The following is a 16,203-nucleotide window of genomic DNA, read 5'->3' as shown; positions in this document are numbered from 1 at the left end:
TACCTACAGAGTGGCGTTGGCGGCGGCGACGATCGACTTCGCGCCTGTACGACTCAGGTCGTTCTTAGCTAGCGTGAAGTCGTACCAAGTCGTCCCGAGTGAGCGGAGGTTGGACGTGGCGAACGAGCGACTGCGCGGCGCGATAGTCGACTTGGGCCTGACTCTTGATGAGGTCGCCGAACGTCTCGGCGTCTCGGCCAAGACAGTAGAGCGCTGGATCAACGACCCGGAGCGCAAGCCGTATCGCCGTTTCCAGTACGCGACCGCCTCACTTCTGAAGTGCGAAGTCTCGTACCTCTGGCCGGACGAACGGACGTCGGCCGAAGTGACCGCAACCGGCAACGCGGAGTTGGTCAGGCTGTATCCGCATCGGTCCGTCGTGATGCAGACCCTTTGGACGAACCTCTACTCCAAGGCAACCCGGCAGTTTGACCTACTGGTGTACTCGGGGTTCTGGCTCACCGAGGACGCGACGTTTCACCGCATCGTGAAGGAGAAAGCAGCCGACGGAGTGGCCATCCGCCTCATGCTGGGAGAACCCGAGTCGCCGGCCGTGGCCGTGCGGGGCGAGGACGAAGGCATCGGCGCCGCGATGGCAGGCAAGATTCGCAACGCCCTCATCAACTACGCCCCGCTCTTCGGTCTCCCGGGTGTCGAGTTCCGCTTGCACGGCACCACGCTCTACAACTCGATCTACCGGGCCGATGACGAGATGCTGGCGAACGGCCACCTCTACGGGGTCGGCGCGTACATGGCTCCCGTGCTCCATCTGCGACGCGTCCCCGGCGGTGAACTCTTCGACGCCTACGCTGAGAGCGTTGAGAAGGTGTGGCAGTCGGCGCGTCCGATCTCGTCACCCGCCGATTGGGAAGGCACACGCTGATGAGCCGGATCGACTACTTCCGCGACCCGCACGCCCCTAAGGCCAACTCGGTCGTCCCGTCGGTGACGGCGGTTGTCCGGGACGCTGCGGGGCGACTGTTGCTCATCCACAAGACCGACAACGATCTTTGGGCCCTACCCGGTGGTGGTCACGACATCGGCGAGCGCATCGCGGACACGGTCGTTCGCGAGGTTCGGGAAGAGACCGGTATCGACGTTGAGGTCGACAACATCGTCGGGCTCTACACCGACCCGGAGCACGTTTTGGCGTACGCCGACGGCGAGGTCCGGCAACAGTTCTCCATCTGCTTCCGGGCCCACCCGGTCGGCGGTTCCCCGCGCACAAGTAGCGAATCGAAAGAGGTCCGCTGGATTGATCCGGCGGACCTTGATGGGCTGGACATCCACCCTTCGATGATGTTGCGCATCCGGCACGGTCTCGATGATGCGCGGCAAGAGCCTTACATCGGCTGACGACCAACAGAGGCGTTCGCCATCCGATCCCCGACACGCTTCGACGCGGCATGGATCTCGGGGGCCGCGCGCTGGATGAACCGCCCGACGATCGTGTCGGGGCCGTATCGCTGCACGATCTCATCCAGCCGCTCAGCCGGCGTCGTCTGCGTCCCGTCCGGCGTCGTCGTCATGTCGCAGTAGAGCAAGGCGTCCACCAGGTCGGGGCGTTCTAGCTCGAACTCGCCCTCAAGTTCCTGTCGAAGTCCGCGTTCCTCCGCTTCCAGCAAGGCACACGAGTGATGCGCCACAAGACGAACAACCCGTTCGTCCGCACCTTCCTGATCCCTGAGGAACCGCGCGCCGTCCAAGGGGTGGAAGCCCGTGACGGCAATAGTCGGCGAGTAACCAATGTCATGCAGCACGGCCGCCGCTTCCAACAGTTCCGCGTCGTCCCCCAGGATCGAGCTCAGGGAGCGAGCGCGCTTGGCGACCCCGAGTGAGTGCGCCCACCTGCGCGGAAGCGGATCGGAAAGCAGCGATTCAGAGAGCGCGTACGCCCACTCAGTCAGTCCCATGGCGGCCAAGCCTACGGCCGGGCGGCGGACGCCGGGAGAGCGCGCACGGTCCGCCCCTTGCCGTGCACGGTGGTGAGCAAGCCGTTTCCTTCCATCTGAGCAAGGACACGGCGTACGGCCGTCCGGGACGCTCCGAACCGCTCACACAGCTTCGCTTCTGACGGGTACGTGTCCCCTACTGAGAGTGAGTCCTCTTTGATCACGTCCGTCATGCGCTCCGTGAGCGACCGCCGGTCACCTCCCCGGACCACGCGCCACCCGATCCCGGGGGCGGACTCGACGACTCCGTCAGCTTCGAGAACCTTGAGCGCGCGGCGGATCGTGTTCCGGGAGACGCTGTGCGCGTCCATCAGGTCGGCTTCCGAGGGCAAAATGTCCCTGCCGTCCGCCGCCTGAATCTCGCTTCGCAGCGTCTCGGCAATGATCAGGTAGGTTCCGCGCGGACTGGCCTCCGGCACTTCGGCTCCTCTCGCAACGCTCCATAGCTCACCGCCAAGGGTCCCACGACCGAGTGACCATGCACCTTCTACAGACTGGTCATGGGTCACACCCTCAGGCCGGCCCTCGTGTCACCGGCGGCGTCACGCGGTTGAGTGTTTGGCACAGAAATCATCGGTAGCCCCGCTTCGGGTGTAACGCTACGTCTACGATCGACCACGGGCCAGGGAGGCAACTAGACCCCCTGGACAGCTCTACAGCAACCTGTCAATAAGGCTGATTAGGAGATCTCATGGCGGACAACGAACAGCCCGGAGCCGAAGTCGAAACAGAAGATGACGAACACGTTCTAGATATCGACGCAGAGGAGGAAGTCCTCACCGTCACATACGAGATCACATCATACGGAGCAGATTATCCGGTCGATGGCCTCGTTAAGCGCCTCGATCGAGGCGATGTTCAGATCCCCTCATTTAATCCTGCATACACAGAAAGTGACGAAATCCGAGGATTCCAGCGAGGGTTCGTTTGGAATCGCCCCCAAATGGATCGATTCATTGAGTCTCTTCTCCTCGGGCTGCCAGTCCCGGGCGTTTTCCTGGTTCGCGAGAAATCCAATGCACTGCTTGTTCTCGACGGACAGCAGCGACTCCGCTCCCTCCAAGCCTATTATTCCGGAATTCACGCCGGCCGCGAATATCGCCTAAAATACGCACAGGAGCCGTTCTACGGGAAGACATACGAAGAACTGGACGATGAAGACCGTCGCCGCCTTGACGACAGCATCATCCATGCGACGGTACTAAGGCAAGATTCTCCTACCGGATCTCAGCAAGCAATCTATTCAATCTTCGAAAGGCTTAATACGGGCGGCAGCCCCCTACAGCCCCAGGAAATTCGAATTGCACTCTTCAATGGACCCTTTCTTCAGCTCCTCGGGGAGCTCAACGAGGATCCTAACTGGCGCGAGCTGTACGGCCCTCCATCAAAGCGCTACAAGGATCATGAGCTGACTCTTCGAGTGTTCGCACTGTTCGAAGAATTCGATTCCTACTTCCGCCCAGTAAAGGGGTTCCTCAACCAGTACCTGGAGAATAATCGAGACCGAACCCCTGAAGATTCAGAAGAGCTTGCCGGGCTATTTCGAGCCGCATGTCGTCACATCTACGAAGCAATTGGCGCGCGCGCCTTCAAGCCCGTTAGGGCGCTCAACGCCGCCGTCCTCGACTCGGTGATGGTGGGCGTAATGCAGCGACTTGCATCCGGCGACATCACAAGTCATGAGCAACTCAAGCAAGCATATGAGGCGCTCATGATAAACAAGGAGTACAGAGCTGCCACCACGTACTCGACAGCCGGTGAAGAGTCAGTCGCCGAACGCATCCAGCTGTCCACCGATGCGTTCGCGAGCGTCGCATGACCTCGCGCGGAAGAGCGGAAGTCGCTCGAAGAAAGCAGCGTCTCACATCTCTTTTTAAAACAATCGACGGGGCAGACCTTAGCGGGGAGTTAATATCTCACTACTCCCGCTACCTCTGCATTCTCACTTCCGGATTCGTAGAGCAATCCGTCAAAGAGCTCGTCACCGAATACTGCCGGAAGCGCTCTTCAGAACCGATCCAACGGTATGTTGGAAGCCAGCTAAAAAAACTACGCAACATCGACTCCGAGAAGCTGAAACAGCTTATCGAGTCTTTCAGCGTAGAATGGTGGCGAGAAATTTCGGAAAAATATCCGGACCAGCTCGAATCAATCGGCAGTATCGCAACCGTCAGGAATAACGTTTCACACGGCGGAGACACTGGCATCACCATGTCAACGATGCTGCAATACTTCAATGACGCATGCATCCTAATGGACAAGCTGTCAGAAGTCTTCGATCCGGAGTGATCCCAGAATGTCTGTCAACGCCCAGGAGACGCTGGCGCACAACGCAGATAGCCCACGTAGGGACCTGAGCTGAGACGGGGCGTGAGCTCGCAGGATGCTCGCGCCCCCGTCTCAGTTTCCGTCTCGTTCCTAGCCGTTCGCGGCCGTCCAGGCTCGTTCATGGAGCCCTCGCTCTCCCTGCTTACGGACGGATATGAACCCCTCTGAACGAGACCGAATCACGCCCCAACGAGCCCGGACAAACCTGCAAAGCGAGTTACGTGGGTTCGATTCCCGCCACGGCCTCTGGCGTTTGAGCAGGTAAGGCAACAGGGCGGCATCCGACCAAGGGTGCCGCCCTGTTGTTCGTCCGCCCCGTCTCTCCACTCTCTCTCCTCAAACAGAAGCACAACCCTCAGCCCCCTCCAGCTGTCCAGAACATGACTGGACGGCAAACGTCCGGTCGCCGTGCTTCCTGTCCCGACGAGGAGACCCATCCGTGCGCCAGCGCATCCGCCCCTCGCACCTCCGTAAGTCGGCCGCCTTCGTGGCCGCCGCCGCGATCGTCGCGGCCGTTCCCGCGGTCGCCGTCTCCTCGGCGTATGCCGCCGAGGGCGAGCCCTCCCTGGTGATCTCGAGTCTGCCGAGTACGTCTCCCAAGCCCGGTGAGGTGTACGACGAGAACGTCGTCGTCACCAACAAGGGCACCGCGGCCGCGGACGGCATCACCTTCCGGATCCGGCTGACCCGGGGGCTGGACTTCCCCGAGCCCGTGGCGGGCTGTACCTACTCGACCGTCGAGGACCAGGTCAGGCAGGCGCTCTGCGAGCTCGACACCGTCGTCGAACCCGGCGCGTCCGTAGAGACGCCCGTGCGGTTCAAGGCGCTGCCCAACGCGCTGATGGAGGCCGTCCAGTACGGCACCTCGGCCACCGGTGCGGCTCCGGGCGAGGGATTCGACGACAGTCACCGGCGGCTGACCCTGACCGCCGACAGCTCGGCCGACCTCGTCGCCGTCGGTGACGACACCGAGGCGCTCGCAGGAGACAAGCAGTCCGTCACGGTGAAGCTCCGCAACGACGGACCGGGCTGGATCCAGAACCAGGAGAGCGACGACCTGACCGCGCTCATGGTGAAGATCCCGAAGGGCACGGTCGCCGCCGAGGTACCCAAGGAGTGCTCGCCGTTCGCGATCGACGGGCCGTCCGGGCCCGGTGGGACGCCGCGCAAGTCCACATACGTCTGCCGGCCCGCCGACGCCACCCTCGATGTCGACGAGACCGCCTCCTTCACCTTCATGCTGGAGATCAAGGACGACGCGAAGACCACCACCGGCGAGGTGAAGGCGACGTCCGTCTACGACATCCACCCGACGTTCGACAAGAACCCCGCCAACGACAAGGCCCAGATCCGCATCGCCATCCCCACCGACAACGAACCCGACCCCGCCACCTCCGGCGGCTCGACGGACGGCGGCTCCACCGGCGGCGGGAACGGCAACGACCCCGACGGCCAGTCCACCGGCGGCACCGGCGGGACGGGCAGCACCGGCTCCACTTCCGCCGGCGCCTCGACGGGTGCCACGACCGGCGGCTCCGACACCGGCTCCCTCGACGGCAACCTCGCCAGCACCGGTTCCGACGGCACTCCGCTCCTGGCCGGCGCCGCAGCCGCCGCTGCTGGTCTCGGTGGTGTCCTGGTCCTGGCCGTACGCCGCCGCCGCGCCACCGCCAAGTCCTCGTAGCGGTACGCGACCTCAGGGGCAGCGAACTCGAGGGGACGACGCCTCAGGGATACGGCGTCGTCCTCGCGACGCGGACCTGAAGAAGGCGCCGCGAGTTCTCGAAACCCTGGCGGGCGTACGCGGGGACGGCCCGGGGTGAGGAGTGGACGGTGACCCGCTCCAGCCCCAGCTCCCTAGCCCTGTCCAGGGTCTCGGTGATCAGCCGACCGCCCAGACCCGCGTCGCGCGCCTCCGGGACGACGTACACGCACTGGAGGTCACCGGATGCCCGGTGCAGCGCGTGCGGTGTCGGGACGCGGTGAACGACCGCCAGCCACGCCATGCCGATGATCTCTGTGGTCCCCGTGGTCTCTGCGGTCCCTGATATCTCCGCATCGCGGGCCAGGACCATGCAGCGGTGCGAGGCGGCGTTCTGCCCCGCCCAGGCGACGAAGTGGCGGACGAAATCCTCGCGATCGACGGCCGGGGACGCCGGTGCGGCGCCGTCGTTCTCCAGGATCCACTCCCAGCGGAGTTCGGCGACTGCCGCCAAATCGGCAGGTTCGGCCGGGCGGACGGTGATGTTGTCCTTGTCCTTACGGACGCCCTCACCCACCCCCCTGCCCGACGTCACCGCACCCCGCCCACCGACTCCAGCACCCCGCTCGCCGCGTCCTGGAACACCTCGGTCCAGTAGTGCCGGCCGTCCCCGCCCGCGGCGGCGACGCCGGTCGGGTCGACCGTCGACAGGACCTGGAGCATGGTCATGGCCAGTTGGTCATAGGTGTCGGCCGTCAGCTCGTGGCCCGACTCCTCGTCGATCGCCTGCTCACGGTGGAGCAGCCACAGCGTGAAGGCGAGCGTCGAGATGTCGGTGTTCAGGGGGAACAGCCGCGCCTCGGGCTCGCTCCAGTTCAGGACTGCGCCCGTCGCTCCGTCGACGACCAGGCTGTTGTCCTCGATGAGCCGGCCGAGACGTATCAAGTGATCGGCCCGGAAGGGGAGTTCGGCCGAGGGGGCGACGTCGGCGTAGTGCTCGGCCAGGGTCGGCAGGGGGACGTCGGTGTCGAGGTCGAGGGAGAACAGGTCGCAGTCCTCCGGCAGCCCGACCTCGCGCAGAAAGCGGCGGGTCGGCTCGTGCGTGAGCGTGGCGGGGAAGTCGACCTCCTCGAAGCGCACCATCTTGCGCGGGCCGAACTCCTGGTCCAGCAGGCGCAGCGGCAGGTCCAGGGCCAGGCCCGACGCGCCGGCCCGGCCCGCCACGAGCGCGAGCGGGCGGATCAGGGCCGCCATCTTCCAGAAGGGCGCCGGCTCGCCGTCCGTGGCCTCCTCGAAGACCGCCAGCAGGTGCCGCGAGGCGTCCGCGACCGCCTTCGGGCCGTAGCGGCCGACGTAGGAGGCGAACTGGCCGCGCAGACCGGCCAGTTCGTCCGTCGCCTCCGCGAAGCGCACCAGCGTCCGCAACGACGGCGCCAGCGGGCGGCGGCCCATCAGGTCGGGGCGGTCGTACAGGAAGTGCGTCGTCGAGATCTCGCCCGTCGCGCCGTCGAGCAGGACCGACTCCGTCTCCAGGGCGCCGACGCCCAGCAGTCCGCCTATCACCAGCTGGTCCCGCAGCTCCGCGGCCAGCCGGTCGCCCGGACCGCCCGTCGAGTCCGCCACGGTCCGCAAGCCCTCGCGGCCCAGCTCGGCGAAGCTCAACACACCGCTGTCGCACGGCAGTCCGGGCCCGGTCAGCCATCGCCGCGTCGACGCGTGCGTGACGTACGGATCCAGCTCGGTCTCCGTCAGGATGATCGCCGTATCACCGGCGCGAGTCGTGATCGTCGTGCTCATGGCTCCCCCGCATGCGCTTGCTCGCCGCCCCCGGGCAGGACACGGCCGACCGTCCGGTCCCCTGCCCCGGCTGCCGTCCCCACTGCCCAGAACACTACGCGCCACCACTGACAACGCCCCCGGATCGGCACGACCACCGACAACGCACCGAATCAGCACGACCACTGACAGCGCTTCACATCAGTAAGACGCTCAACCCACCCTCGCGCGTTCCCACCCGGCCAGAATCGCCTCCACCGTCTCCCCCACGGTCAGCTCGGAGGAGTCCACCCACAGCCCGATACGCGGCGTCCGAGCGCGCAGCTCCCCGTCCAACCGCTCGACCGTCCAGGCCCCGTAGCCCGTCTTCGCCCGCCCGGCCTCCCGCGCCGCCACGGCCGCGGCGCTCGGCGCCAGGACGACCACGTGGAGCGGACGCGTGCGCACGAGCCGTACGTACGCCGCCAGCTCCGCGCCCAGCACCACGTCCTGCACGACCGCCGTGAACCCGGCCTCCGTATACGCGTCCGCCGTCGCGGCCGACAACCGGTACCGCAGTCGGAGTTGAGCCTCGCCCTCGCCAGCATCGACGCCCCCGCCGCCGTCGTCGTCCTCGACGGCGGGTTCGTACTCCACGCGCCCCGAGACGATCATCCGCCGGAAGACGTCCCCACGCACATGCGCAGCTCTCGGCAGCCTCTCCGCCAGCGCCTGCGCGACCGTCGACTTCCCGGCCGCCATCACCCCGGTGACCAGGACGACCCCGCTCATCATGGCAATCGGCAGAACAGCCGGAGCCGGCTCACTGGCCGGTCACCACCGCCGCCTGCGGTCGGATCGGCAGGCGGTTCACCGGGCGGCCCGTCGCGGCGCGTACGGCCGACGCGATGGCGGCCGGCGAGGTCACCACCGGCACCGCGCTCACCGCCTTCGCACCGAACGGCGCGACCACGTCCCGCTCCTCGACCAGCTTCACGATCCGGATGTCGGGGGCGTCCAGGGCCGTCGGCAGGGAGTAACCCGTCAGGTCCGGGTGGCGGATCAGCCCGCGCGCGCTGCGCAGGTTCTCCGTGAGCGCTATGCCCACGCCCTGCGTCACGCCCGCCTCGATGCGCGCCTCCAGCTGGGCCGGGTTCAGCACCCGGCCGACGTCCTGGGCGAGCGCCAGCTCGACCACGCGCACCGAGCCCAGTTCGATGTCGACGTCGACGACCGCGCGGATCGCGCAGAAGGACATGCCCACGAAGGCATCGCCCTGGCCGGCGTCGTTCAGCGGTTCGGTCGGGTGCGGGCGGCACTGGGCCGTCGCCCACAGTTCCTTGCCGTCCAGCGCCTCGGTGACGGTGGTCGACAGGACGCCGTCGTACGACGTGATCTTGCCGTCGGTGATCTGGAGCAGCTCGGTGGACATGCCGAACTTGTGCGCCAGGGGCTGCAGCAGCTGCGTGCGGACCATCTTGGCCGCCCGTTCCACCGCGCCGCCCGACACCCAGGTGTGGCGGCCTCGGCAGCCCGCGCCCGCCGGGGGCTGGTCGGTGTCGACGGGGGCCACGTGCACCTCGTCGATGCCCAGCGTCTCCTGGACGATCTGCCGGGCCAGCGTCGTGAAGCCCTGGCCGGTCTCGACGGCGGCGCACAGCACCGTCGCCACGCCGTCGTGGACCTTCACCGTCGCCGTGGAGACCTCGTCCGCGCCCTCGGCCCCGAGCATGTGCACCATGCCCAGGCCGTAGCCGACACCCCGCCGCACGGCACCCGGTTCGCCCGCGCCCTCGGGGCCGCCGGGCAGCAGCCACTCGTCCTCGGGGGTGTCCTTGGGAAGCGCCGGCAGGGGGTAGTCCCGTACGGCCTGGAGCAGTTCGGCCACGGGGGCCGGGCACGTCACCGTCTGGCCCGTCGGGAGTACGTCGCCCGTCGCCATGGCGTTGCGCAGACGCAGCTCCGCCGGGTCCACGCCGAGCTTCTTGGCCAGCTTGTCCATCTGCGCCTCGTAGGCGGCGCACACCTGCATGGCGCCCTCGCCGCGTACGTGGCCGGAGGGCGGGTTGTTGGTGCGTACGGCCCAGCCCTCGATGAAGGCGTTCGGGACGACGTACGGGCCGCAGGCGAAGCCGACCGCGGCGGCCAGCGCTTCGGAGGAAGTGTCGGCGTACGCTCCCGCGTCCAGCAGGATCTGCGCCTCGACCTTGACCAGCTTGCCCTCGGCGTCCGCGTGGTGGCGGTACCGGAGCAGGGTCGGGTGCCGGTGGGTGTGGCCGAGGAAGGACTCCTCGCGCGTGGCCGTCAGCTTCACCGGGCAGCCGGTCTTCAGCGCCAGCAGGCCGAGCGGCAGTTGGAAGCCCTGGTCCTCGCGGTCGGCGGTGGCGCCGGGGACGCCGGTGACGACGACCTTGACGCGCTCGGGCTCCAGGCCGTAGCAGGCGGCTGCCCGGTCACGGTCGGCGTGCGGGTCGGTCGAGGCGAGGTAGAGCTCCACGCCGCCGTCGGGACGCGGTACGGCGAGGCCCGCCTCGGCGCCGATGGGGGCCGGGTCCTGGCGGCCGATGCGGTACAGGCCCTCGACCACGATGTCGCCGGCCGCGTCGGGGTCGCCGTGGCGCAGCGGGATGTGGCGGATCAGGTTGCCGTCGGGATGCAGCGGCTCGGCCTCGAAGGCCTGCTCGGGGTCGGTCACCGGGTCGAGCACCTCGTACTCGACGATGACGGCCGCGGCGGCAAGGCGGGCGGTGTCCGGGTGGTCGGCGGCCACGGCGGCGATGGGCTCGCCGTGGTGGCGTACGACCTCGGAGGCGAAGACCGGTCGGTCGGCCTTGCCCCGTCCGTGCAGCGCGCTGCCCGGCACGTCCTCGTGCGTGACGACGGCCCGGACGCCGGGCATCTCACGCGCGTGGGAGGTGTCGATGGACGTGATGCGCGCGTGCGGGTGCGGCGAGCGCAGCACGGCCGCCCACAGCAGGCCCTCGGCCCACAGGTCGGCCGCGTACGGGAAGGTGCCCTCGGTCTTGGCGCGCGCGTCGGCGGGCGGCAGAGAGGCGCCGAGGCCGTGCGGGATCTGATCGGGGGCGGGGGCTGCCTCCGCGGCTGTGGTCGCGGTGGCGGCTTCGTTGCTCACGCCTGGCCTCCGTCCGGTCCGTACGCCTGGTCATGCGGTCCCCTGGCACCCGGCGGATCGAACGCCGACGGGTTGACCCCGCCGGCCCCCGGGCCCGCCTGATGAGGGATACGCGGCTCGTCGCCGCCGTGTTCGGGCTCGTCGGCCGTCGCCTGCGCCTCGCGCTCGGCGACGACCTCCTGGACGGCGTCCACCACGCCCCGGTAGCCGGAGCAGCGGCACAGGTTGCCGCACAGCGCCTGGCGGGTCTCCAGCTCGGTCGGCGCCGGGTTGCCCTCCAGCAGGTCGTGCACGGTCATCGCCATGCCCGGCACGCAGAAGCCGCACTGCACGGCGCCGCACCGCGCGAGCGCGCGCTGCACGTCGGAGGGCTGCCCGTCCTGGGCGAGCCCCTCGACCGTACGGACCTCGGCGCCGGCGGCGGTCACGGCGGGCACCAGGCAGGACGCGACGAGCCGTCCGTCGACCTGCACGTTGCACGCCCCGCACTCACCCTGCGAGCAGCCGTCCTTGGCGCCCGCGAGCCCGAGCCGCTCGCGCAGCACGTAGAGCAGCGACTCGCCGATCCAGGCGTCCGAGACGGGCCGGTCGGCGCCGTTGACGCGCAGGACGTAGGAGGCGAGGGGGTGTTCCTCGCCGGGGGGCGCCGGTACGCCGTCGGAGGCGGCGGCCCCGGCGGTTTCCTCGGCGGAGTCGCCGCCTTCGGCGGGGGCGCTCTCGACGGAAGCCTCTTCCGGGCCCTGAGCGGCCTCTGTGGCGCCCTGGGCGTCCGTGGCGGGCTCACCGGCTCCGGGAGCGGCCTGTGAGGCCGCTGAAGCGCTTTCGGCGGGATCCTCGACGGGCGCGGAGGCGTGCGCCTGCTCCTCGGCGGCGCGCGCGGCGGAACCGGGGTGCACGCGCGCGTGGGTGTCCGCTCCGGGCGCCGCGGGCGGGTTCCCGCCCGGGCCGAACCCGGCCGCCGCGGGCGGCTGCTCGTGCGTGTTCGGGGCGGGCCGTACGCCGGGCTGGTCACCGGGGTGTACGGCGTGCTGGTCACCGGCGTGCGGTCCGGGCCGGCCGGGAGCGTGCCCGGCATCGGCCGGCCGTCCGGGTCGGGGCACGGTCCCCAGCGCTTCGCCGGTCGCCGCCGCGGCCTCCGCCTGCTCACCCCACGGCTGACCCGCGGCCTGCGTCGCCCAGGGTGCGGGCGCGCCGCCGGGCAGCGTGGCCGGCGGGGTGCCGCCCCACTGCTCGACGAGCGACGACGTGGTGAACTCGCCCGATTCGTCCGGAAGGTCACCGTCGGCGACGGGAATCGACCACTGCCCGGTCACGTCATGACCGGGCGCCCCGACGGCCTCCTGGCCCGCCTGACCGGCCGAGGTCTCCGAGAAGTTCCACTGCTGGGTGGCCCCGGGGTTGTACGCGAACTGGCCGCTGCCCTGGTCCTGCGGGGCGGCGTTCGGGTCGGGCCACTGGGCACCCTCGGCGGGCGCACCGGCGACCGGCCAACCACCGGCGGTCGCGGGGTCGGCGTCCGGGGCCGAGCCCGGCGCGAACGCTATCTGCGGCGGCACATACCCGTGGCCGCGCGCGGCGAGCGGGGTGTCGGAGGAGGCCAGGAGGGCGTCGATGCCCCCTTCGGGGAGTTTGACGAAGGCGGTGGCGCCGTCGTCGTAGTCGCCCTGGGGCAGCGGGTCCCAGCGACCCCTGCCCTGGGGCGTGCCCTCTCCGTGCTGGTCGTCGGTCACGACAGCGCCCTCCCCAGTGCTCGTCGGGCCAGCGCGGCGACGGTGCGCCGCAGGTGCAGTACGGCGGGCGGATGCGGAGTCACGGACCCGTCCTCGGCCGGTACCGGGTCGGGGATGCAGGCCGCGGCGACGTACTCCCCGAAGGCGTGCAGCGCCTCGGGGACGATCGCGCGGCTGTTGTCCCAGTCGATCAGCCGGGCCACCCACTCCTCGGCCTCCAGCGGCCTCAGCGGCATCGGCGCTATGGCGCCCACGGCGCACCTGACTCCGCGCCGGGCGGGGTCGAGGACGACCGCGACGGAGGCCATCGAACGCCCCGGGCCGGTGCGGCCGGTGGCCTTGAGGAAGACTTGCGGGGCGTGCAGCAGCGGCACGCGCACGAAGCCGATGAGTTCGCCGGCGCGCAGCATCTCCATGCCGGCCAGCAGGTGCGACACCGGGATCTCCCGGCGGGCTCCGCCCGGGCCCGCGATGATCAGGGTCGCTTCGAGGGCGGCGAGGACCGGCAGCGCGTCACCGTTCGGGGACGCCGAGGCGATGTTGCCGCCGAGGGTGCCCGCGTTGCGGATCTGCGGCGGGCCCGCCGCCCGCGCGGCGGCCGCAAGCGCCGGGATCAGGGCGGCGAAGTCGGGGCGGCCCATACGCGCGTGGGTGAGGCCGGCACCCAGCAGGGCGTGGCCGTCCTGGTACTGCCAGCCGCGGATCTCGCTGATCCGGCCGAGGCCGACCAGCGCGGCGGGCCTGAGCTGTCCGGAGTTGACGGCGGCCATGAGGTCGGTGCCGCCCGCGACCGGCACGGCGGCGGGCATGGCGCTGAGTGCCGCCACGGCTTCGTCCAGCGTCGTGGGCAGCGTGACGGCCTGCGCCGCCTGCGGTGCGCTCGTGGTCAAACCGGCTGCCCCTTCCCGCTGCCCCACCTGGTCCCACCTGTGTTGCCGTACGGTACGTGCTGACAGGGCGGACGTGGCAACTCTGGCACATCTTCGCAGGACCCGAAGACAGGGGTCCGCTAGGAGGCATTCGCCCACCTCATCGCGGAGATGGTCCGTTTTCGTACGGCATCACCGATGCGTTCCGATTGACACTCTTCGGTGACGCCTTGCCGGTTTTTTCCATTACCTGTTCGGGGGCGGGCCGTCGATCGGGCGGCCGAGCACACCGGGGCGCCGCTGCCACGGCCGCGGTCCGGTGGGCGGACGGTACGCGACCCCCAGGGCGTCGAGTCGCCCGTAATGGGCGGCCATCCGCCGCTCGAAGTCGGTGAAGTCCCGTTCCGCCGGGGCGGGCAGGCTGCTCCAGGCCACCTCGGCGAAGGCGGCGAGGCGCGGGAAGGTCTGGTAGTCCACGCGCGCGTGGTCCTCCATCACCTCGGTCCAGACATTGGCCTGCGTACCGAGCACGTGCCGGGCCTCCTCGGGCGTCAACTCCGCGGGGACGGGCTCGAACCGATAGACGTCCTCCAGCGTGCGCACGTACCCGATCGGCACCGGCTCGTCGGCGCCCGCGTCCTGACGGTGGTCCAGATACACCTGCTGCTCGGGGCACATGACGACGTCGTGGCCCGCGCGGGCCGCCGCGATGCCGCCCGCGTACCCGCGCCAGGAGGACACCGTCGCGCCCTGCGCGAGCCCGCCCTCCAGGATCTCGTCCCAGCCGATGAGCCGGCGCCCGCGCGCGGTCAGCCACTTGTCGAAGTGGCCGATGAACCACGCCTGGAGCTCGTCCTCGTCCTTCAACCCGAGTTCTCTGATGCGTTCCTGCGCGGTGGGCGACTGCCGCCACTGGTCCTTGAGGCATTCGTCGCCCCCGACATGAACGAACTCCGAGGGGAACAGCTCCAGGACTTCCTCGAAGACCCCCTCGTAGAAGCGCAGGGTGTTGTCAGTGGGGGCGAGTACGTTCGGATTGATCCCCCAGGTGTCCCAGACGGAGAGGGCGTTGGTGTCGATGACGTCGGTGTTGCCGAGTTCCGGGTACGCGGCGATGGCCGCCTGCGAGTGGCCGGGTACGTCGATTTCGGGGACGACGGTGATATGCCGCTCGGCGGCGTACGCGACGATCTCGCGGATGTCGTCCTGGGTGTAGAAGCCACCGTGCGGCTTGTCGTCCCAGAGCGGCGAGGCCCGATGGCCGAATTTGGTGCGCGCCCGCCAGGAGCCGACCTCGGTGAGCCGGGGGTACCTCTTGATCTCGATGCGCCAGCCCTGGTCGTCCGTCAGGTGGAAGTGGAAGACGTTGAGTTTGTGGGCGGCCAGCAGATCGAGGTAGCGCAGGACTCCGTCCTTGGGCATGAAGTGCCGGGCCACGTCGAGCATGAGGCCGCGCCAGCGGAATCGGGGGGCGTCCCGGATCTCCGTCAGGGGCAGCCGCCACGTACGGTCGGAAAGGGGTGCGCGCCGGAAGGCGTCGGGGCCGAGGAGCTGGCGCAGCGTCTGGGCACCCCAGAAGACACCGGCGGGCGAGCCGCCCTGGATGTGGAGGCCATGGGGGGCGATGACGAGGCGGTATTCCTCGGCGTCGAGGCCTGGCCGGACGGACAGATGGAGGACGTCGTACTCGTCCCCCTTCTTGGGCGGCAGCGCGAGCCCGGTCGCCGCGCCGAGCGTCGCGCGCAGCCAGCGCGCGGTGTCCTCGGTGCCCGGGCCGGCCTCGATCCCGAAGCCGTCGCCGAGTTCGTAGAAGCCCTCGGCCCGCTCCGTCTGGCGAGGTGCCGGAATGAGATCCATGAATGATCAGACCCTTCAGTCCTTGACCGCGCCGCCGAGCCCGGACACCAGGCGCCGCTGTACGAGTACGAAGAAGACCAGTACCGGAATGGTCATCACGGTCGAGGCCGCCATCACCCCGCCCCAGTCCGGCTCGTCCGGCTTGTAGAAGACGAGCAGGGCCATCGGGAGGGTCGACTGCGAGGTGTCGCTGATGATGAAGGACTTGGCGAACAGGAAGTCGTTCCAGGCCGAGATGAAGGAAAACACGCTCGTGGCCACGAGCCCCGGGAAGACCAGCGGGAAAAGGATCTGCCACAGGAATCGCGAACGGCTCGCCCCGTCGATGTACGCGGCCTCCTCCAGGGCCTCCGGTACGGCCTTCACAAACCCCCGCAGCATCCAGATCGCGAACGGCAGCGAGAAGGCGATGTGCGGCAGGATCAGCGAGCCGAGCGTGTTCAGTTGGCCGAAGTCCCGCATGAGGAAGAACAGCGGGATGGTGAGGGCCTCCACCGGCACCATCTGGGCCACCAGAAACATGATCAGCAAGGTGGTCCGGAGGCGGAAGCGGAATCGTGTCACCGCGGTCGCGGCGAGAAACGCGATCAACGCCGAGACGATCACCACGCTGCACGCGACGACAAGGCTGTTGAGGAAGTAACGGCCGAATTCGTTCTGCTCGAAGACCCGCCGGAAGGAATCCAGGGAAGGCGCCAGCGTCCACGGCCGAGGCTCGCTCGACTCGATCTCCCCGGCCGGTTTGAAGGCGCTGAGCACCATCCAGTACAGCGGAAAGGCCACCACCGCCGCGATCAGCAGCGCGGACGTCTCCGCGAGCAGCCGCCAGGGCCGCCGTACGAACGTCACGGACCGCACGGAACGCAGGGAACTCATG

The 16,203-nt window shown here is 68.9% G+C and carries 15 protein-coding genes; 5 read left to right on the top strand and 10 right to left on the bottom strand.

Annotated features, from left to right (window positions below):
• Nucleotides 1-115: 115 nt before the first annotated feature.
• Nucleotides 116-883 carry a helix-turn-helix domain-containing protein gene (locus BLU79_RS39940; protein WP_093910975.1) on the top strand — a complete coding sequence of 256 codons (768 nt, stop codon included), beginning with the start codon at nt 116-118 and terminating at the stop codon, nt 881-883.
• Nucleotides 883-1,356: an NUDIX domain-containing protein gene (locus BLU79_RS39935; RefSeq protein ID WP_093910934.1), complete on the top strand. Its 474-nt coding sequence runs from the start codon at nt 883-885 to the stop codon at nt 1,354-1,356. The genes BLU79_RS39940 and BLU79_RS39935 overlap by 1 nt, the downstream gene beginning before the upstream one ends.
• On the opposite strand, the gene BLU79_RS39930 is transcribed toward BLU79_RS39935, so the two are convergent.
• Both BLU79_RS39930 and BLU79_RS39925 read right to left on the bottom strand, forming a co-directional pair.
• Nucleotides 1,344-1,913, bottom strand: a complete 570-nt coding sequence (locus tag BLU79_RS39930; RefSeq protein WP_177001354.1) for an HD domain-containing protein — start codon at nt 1,911-1,913, stop codon at nt 1,344-1,346. The two genes, BLU79_RS39935 and BLU79_RS39930, sit on opposite strands and share 13 nt — an antisense overlap.
• Before the next feature lie 11 nt (nt 1,914-1,924).
• Nucleotides 1,925-2,371, bottom strand: coding sequence for a GntR family transcriptional regulator (locus tag BLU79_RS39925; protein ID WP_093910932.1), 447 nt, complete (start codon nt 2,369-2,371; stop codon nt 1,925-1,927).
• A gap of 272 nt (nt 2,372-2,643) precedes the next feature.
• Between BLU79_RS39925 and BLU79_RS39920 the strand changes: the two genes are divergently transcribed.
• The 3 genes from BLU79_RS39920 (at nt 2,644) to BLU79_RS39915 (ending at nt 5,964) form a co-directional block, all read left to right on the top strand.
• Entirely contained in the window at nt 2,644-3,771 is a 1,128-nt protein-coding gene (locus BLU79_RS39920; RefSeq protein ID WP_093910931.1) for a DUF262 domain-containing protein, read from the top strand.
• On the top strand, nt 3,768-4,241 hold the full coding sequence (locus BLU79_RS47935) for a HEPN domain-containing protein (protein ID WP_143052560.1): 474 nt from the start codon (nt 3,768-3,770) through the stop codon (nt 4,239-4,241). The genes BLU79_RS39920 and BLU79_RS47935 overlap by 4 nt, the downstream gene beginning before the upstream one ends.
• 478 nt (nt 4,242-4,719) lie before the next feature.
• Complete coding sequence (locus tag BLU79_RS39915) at nt 4,720-5,964, top strand: LPXTG cell wall anchor domain-containing protein (protein WP_093910930.1); 1,245 nt, start codon at nt 4,720-4,722, stop codon at nt 5,962-5,964.
• A 43-nt stretch (nt 5,965-6,007) separates the two neighbouring features.
• On the opposite strand, the gene BLU79_RS39910 is transcribed toward BLU79_RS39915, so the two are convergent.
• The 8 genes from BLU79_RS39910 to BLU79_RS39875 all read right to left on the bottom strand — a co-directional run bounded on the left by BLU79_RS39910 (nt 6,008) and on the right by BLU79_RS39875 (nt 16,202).
• Nucleotides 6,008-6,577 carry a GNAT family N-acetyltransferase gene (locus BLU79_RS39910; protein ID WP_256333634.1) on the bottom strand — a complete coding sequence of 190 codons (570 nt, stop codon included), beginning with the start codon at nt 6,575-6,577 and terminating at the stop codon, nt 6,008-6,010.
• Nucleotides 6,574-7,779, bottom strand: a complete 1,206-nt coding sequence (locus BLU79_RS39905) for an SUKH-4 family immunity protein (RefSeq protein WP_093910929.1) — start codon at nt 7,777-7,779, stop codon at nt 6,574-6,576. Before BLU79_RS39905 ends, BLU79_RS39910 begins: the two co-directional genes overlap by 4 nt.
• Before the next feature lie 192 nt (nt 7,780-7,971).
• Nucleotides 7,972-8,529 carry an AAA family ATPase gene (locus BLU79_RS39900; RefSeq protein WP_093910973.1) on the bottom strand — a complete coding sequence of 186 codons (558 nt, stop codon included), beginning with the start codon at nt 8,527-8,529 and terminating at the stop codon, nt 7,972-7,974.
• Between the two features lie 31 nt (nt 8,530-8,560).
• Entirely contained in the window at nt 8,561-10,870 is a 2,310-nt protein-coding gene (locus BLU79_RS39895) for a xanthine dehydrogenase family protein molybdopterin-binding subunit (RefSeq protein ID WP_093910928.1), read from the bottom strand.
• Complete coding sequence (locus BLU79_RS39890) at nt 10,867-12,600, bottom strand: 2Fe-2S iron-sulfur cluster-binding protein (RefSeq protein ID WP_093910927.1); 1,734 nt, start codon at nt 12,598-12,600, stop codon at nt 10,867-10,869. The genes BLU79_RS39895 and BLU79_RS39890 overlap by 4 nt, the downstream gene beginning before the upstream one ends.
• The gene (locus tag BLU79_RS39885) at nt 12,597-13,490 is read right to left on the bottom strand and encodes an FAD binding domain-containing protein (RefSeq protein ID WP_093910926.1); all 894 of its coding nucleotides are present in this window, start codon (nt 13,488-13,490) and stop codon (nt 12,597-12,599) included. The genes BLU79_RS39890 and BLU79_RS39885 overlap by 4 nt, the downstream gene beginning before the upstream one ends.
• 225 nt (nt 13,491-13,715) lie before the next feature.
• A complete protein-coding gene (locus BLU79_RS39880; RefSeq protein ID WP_093910925.1) occupies nt 13,716-15,326 on the bottom strand; it encodes a beta-N-acetylhexosaminidase in 1,611 nt (536 codons plus the stop codon).
• 15 nt (nt 15,327-15,341) lie between these two features.
• Nucleotides 15,342-16,202 (bottom strand): carbohydrate ABC transporter permease, encoded by an 861-nt coding sequence (locus tag BLU79_RS39875; RefSeq protein ID WP_093910972.1) that lies wholly within the window; start codon nt 16,200-16,202, stop codon nt 15,342-15,344.
• Between the last annotated feature and the right edge of the window lies 1 nt (nt 16,203).

It is taken from the genome of Streptomyces sp. cf386 (genome assembly GCF_900103585.1).
Lineage (GTDB): Bacteria > Actinomycetota > Actinomycetes > Streptomycetales > Streptomycetaceae > Streptomyces.
The sequence above is the reverse complement of the archived record's forward strand: the minus strand, read 5'-3'. Positions and strand labels throughout refer to the sequence as shown.

Bases quoted from the DNA above. Each gene is read 5' to 3' on its own strand.
- BLU79_RS39905 (WP_093910929.1), bottom strand. From the start codon at position 7,779: ATGAGCACGACGATCACGACTCGCGCCGGTGATACGGCGATCATCCTG.
- BLU79_RS39930 (WP_177001354.1), bottom strand. From the start codon at position 1,913: ATGGGACTGACTGAGTGGGCGTACGCGCTCTCTGAATCGCTGCTTTCC.
- BLU79_RS39920 (WP_093910931.1), top strand. From the start codon at position 2,644: ATGGCGGACAACGAACAGCCCGGAGCCGAAGTCGAAACAGAAGATGAC.
- BLU79_RS39900 (WP_093910973.1), bottom strand. From the start codon at position 8,529: ATGAGCGGGGTCGTCCTGGTCACCGGGGTGATGGCGGCCGGGAAGTCG.
- BLU79_RS47935 (WP_143052560.1), top strand. From the start codon at position 3,768: ATGACCTCGCGCGGAAGAGCGGAAGTCGCTCGAAGAAAGCAGCGTCTC.
- BLU79_RS39935 (WP_093910934.1), top strand. From the start codon at position 883: ATGAGCCGGATCGACTACTTCCGCGACCCGCACGCCCCTAAGGCCAAC.
- BLU79_RS39875 (WP_093910972.1), bottom strand. From the start codon at position 16,202: ATGAGTTCCCTGCGTTCCGTGCGGTCCGTGACGTTCGTACGGCGGCCC.
- BLU79_RS39880 (WP_093910925.1), bottom strand. From the start codon at position 15,326: ATGGATCTCATTCCGGCACCTCGCCAGACGGAGCGGGCCGAGGGCTTC.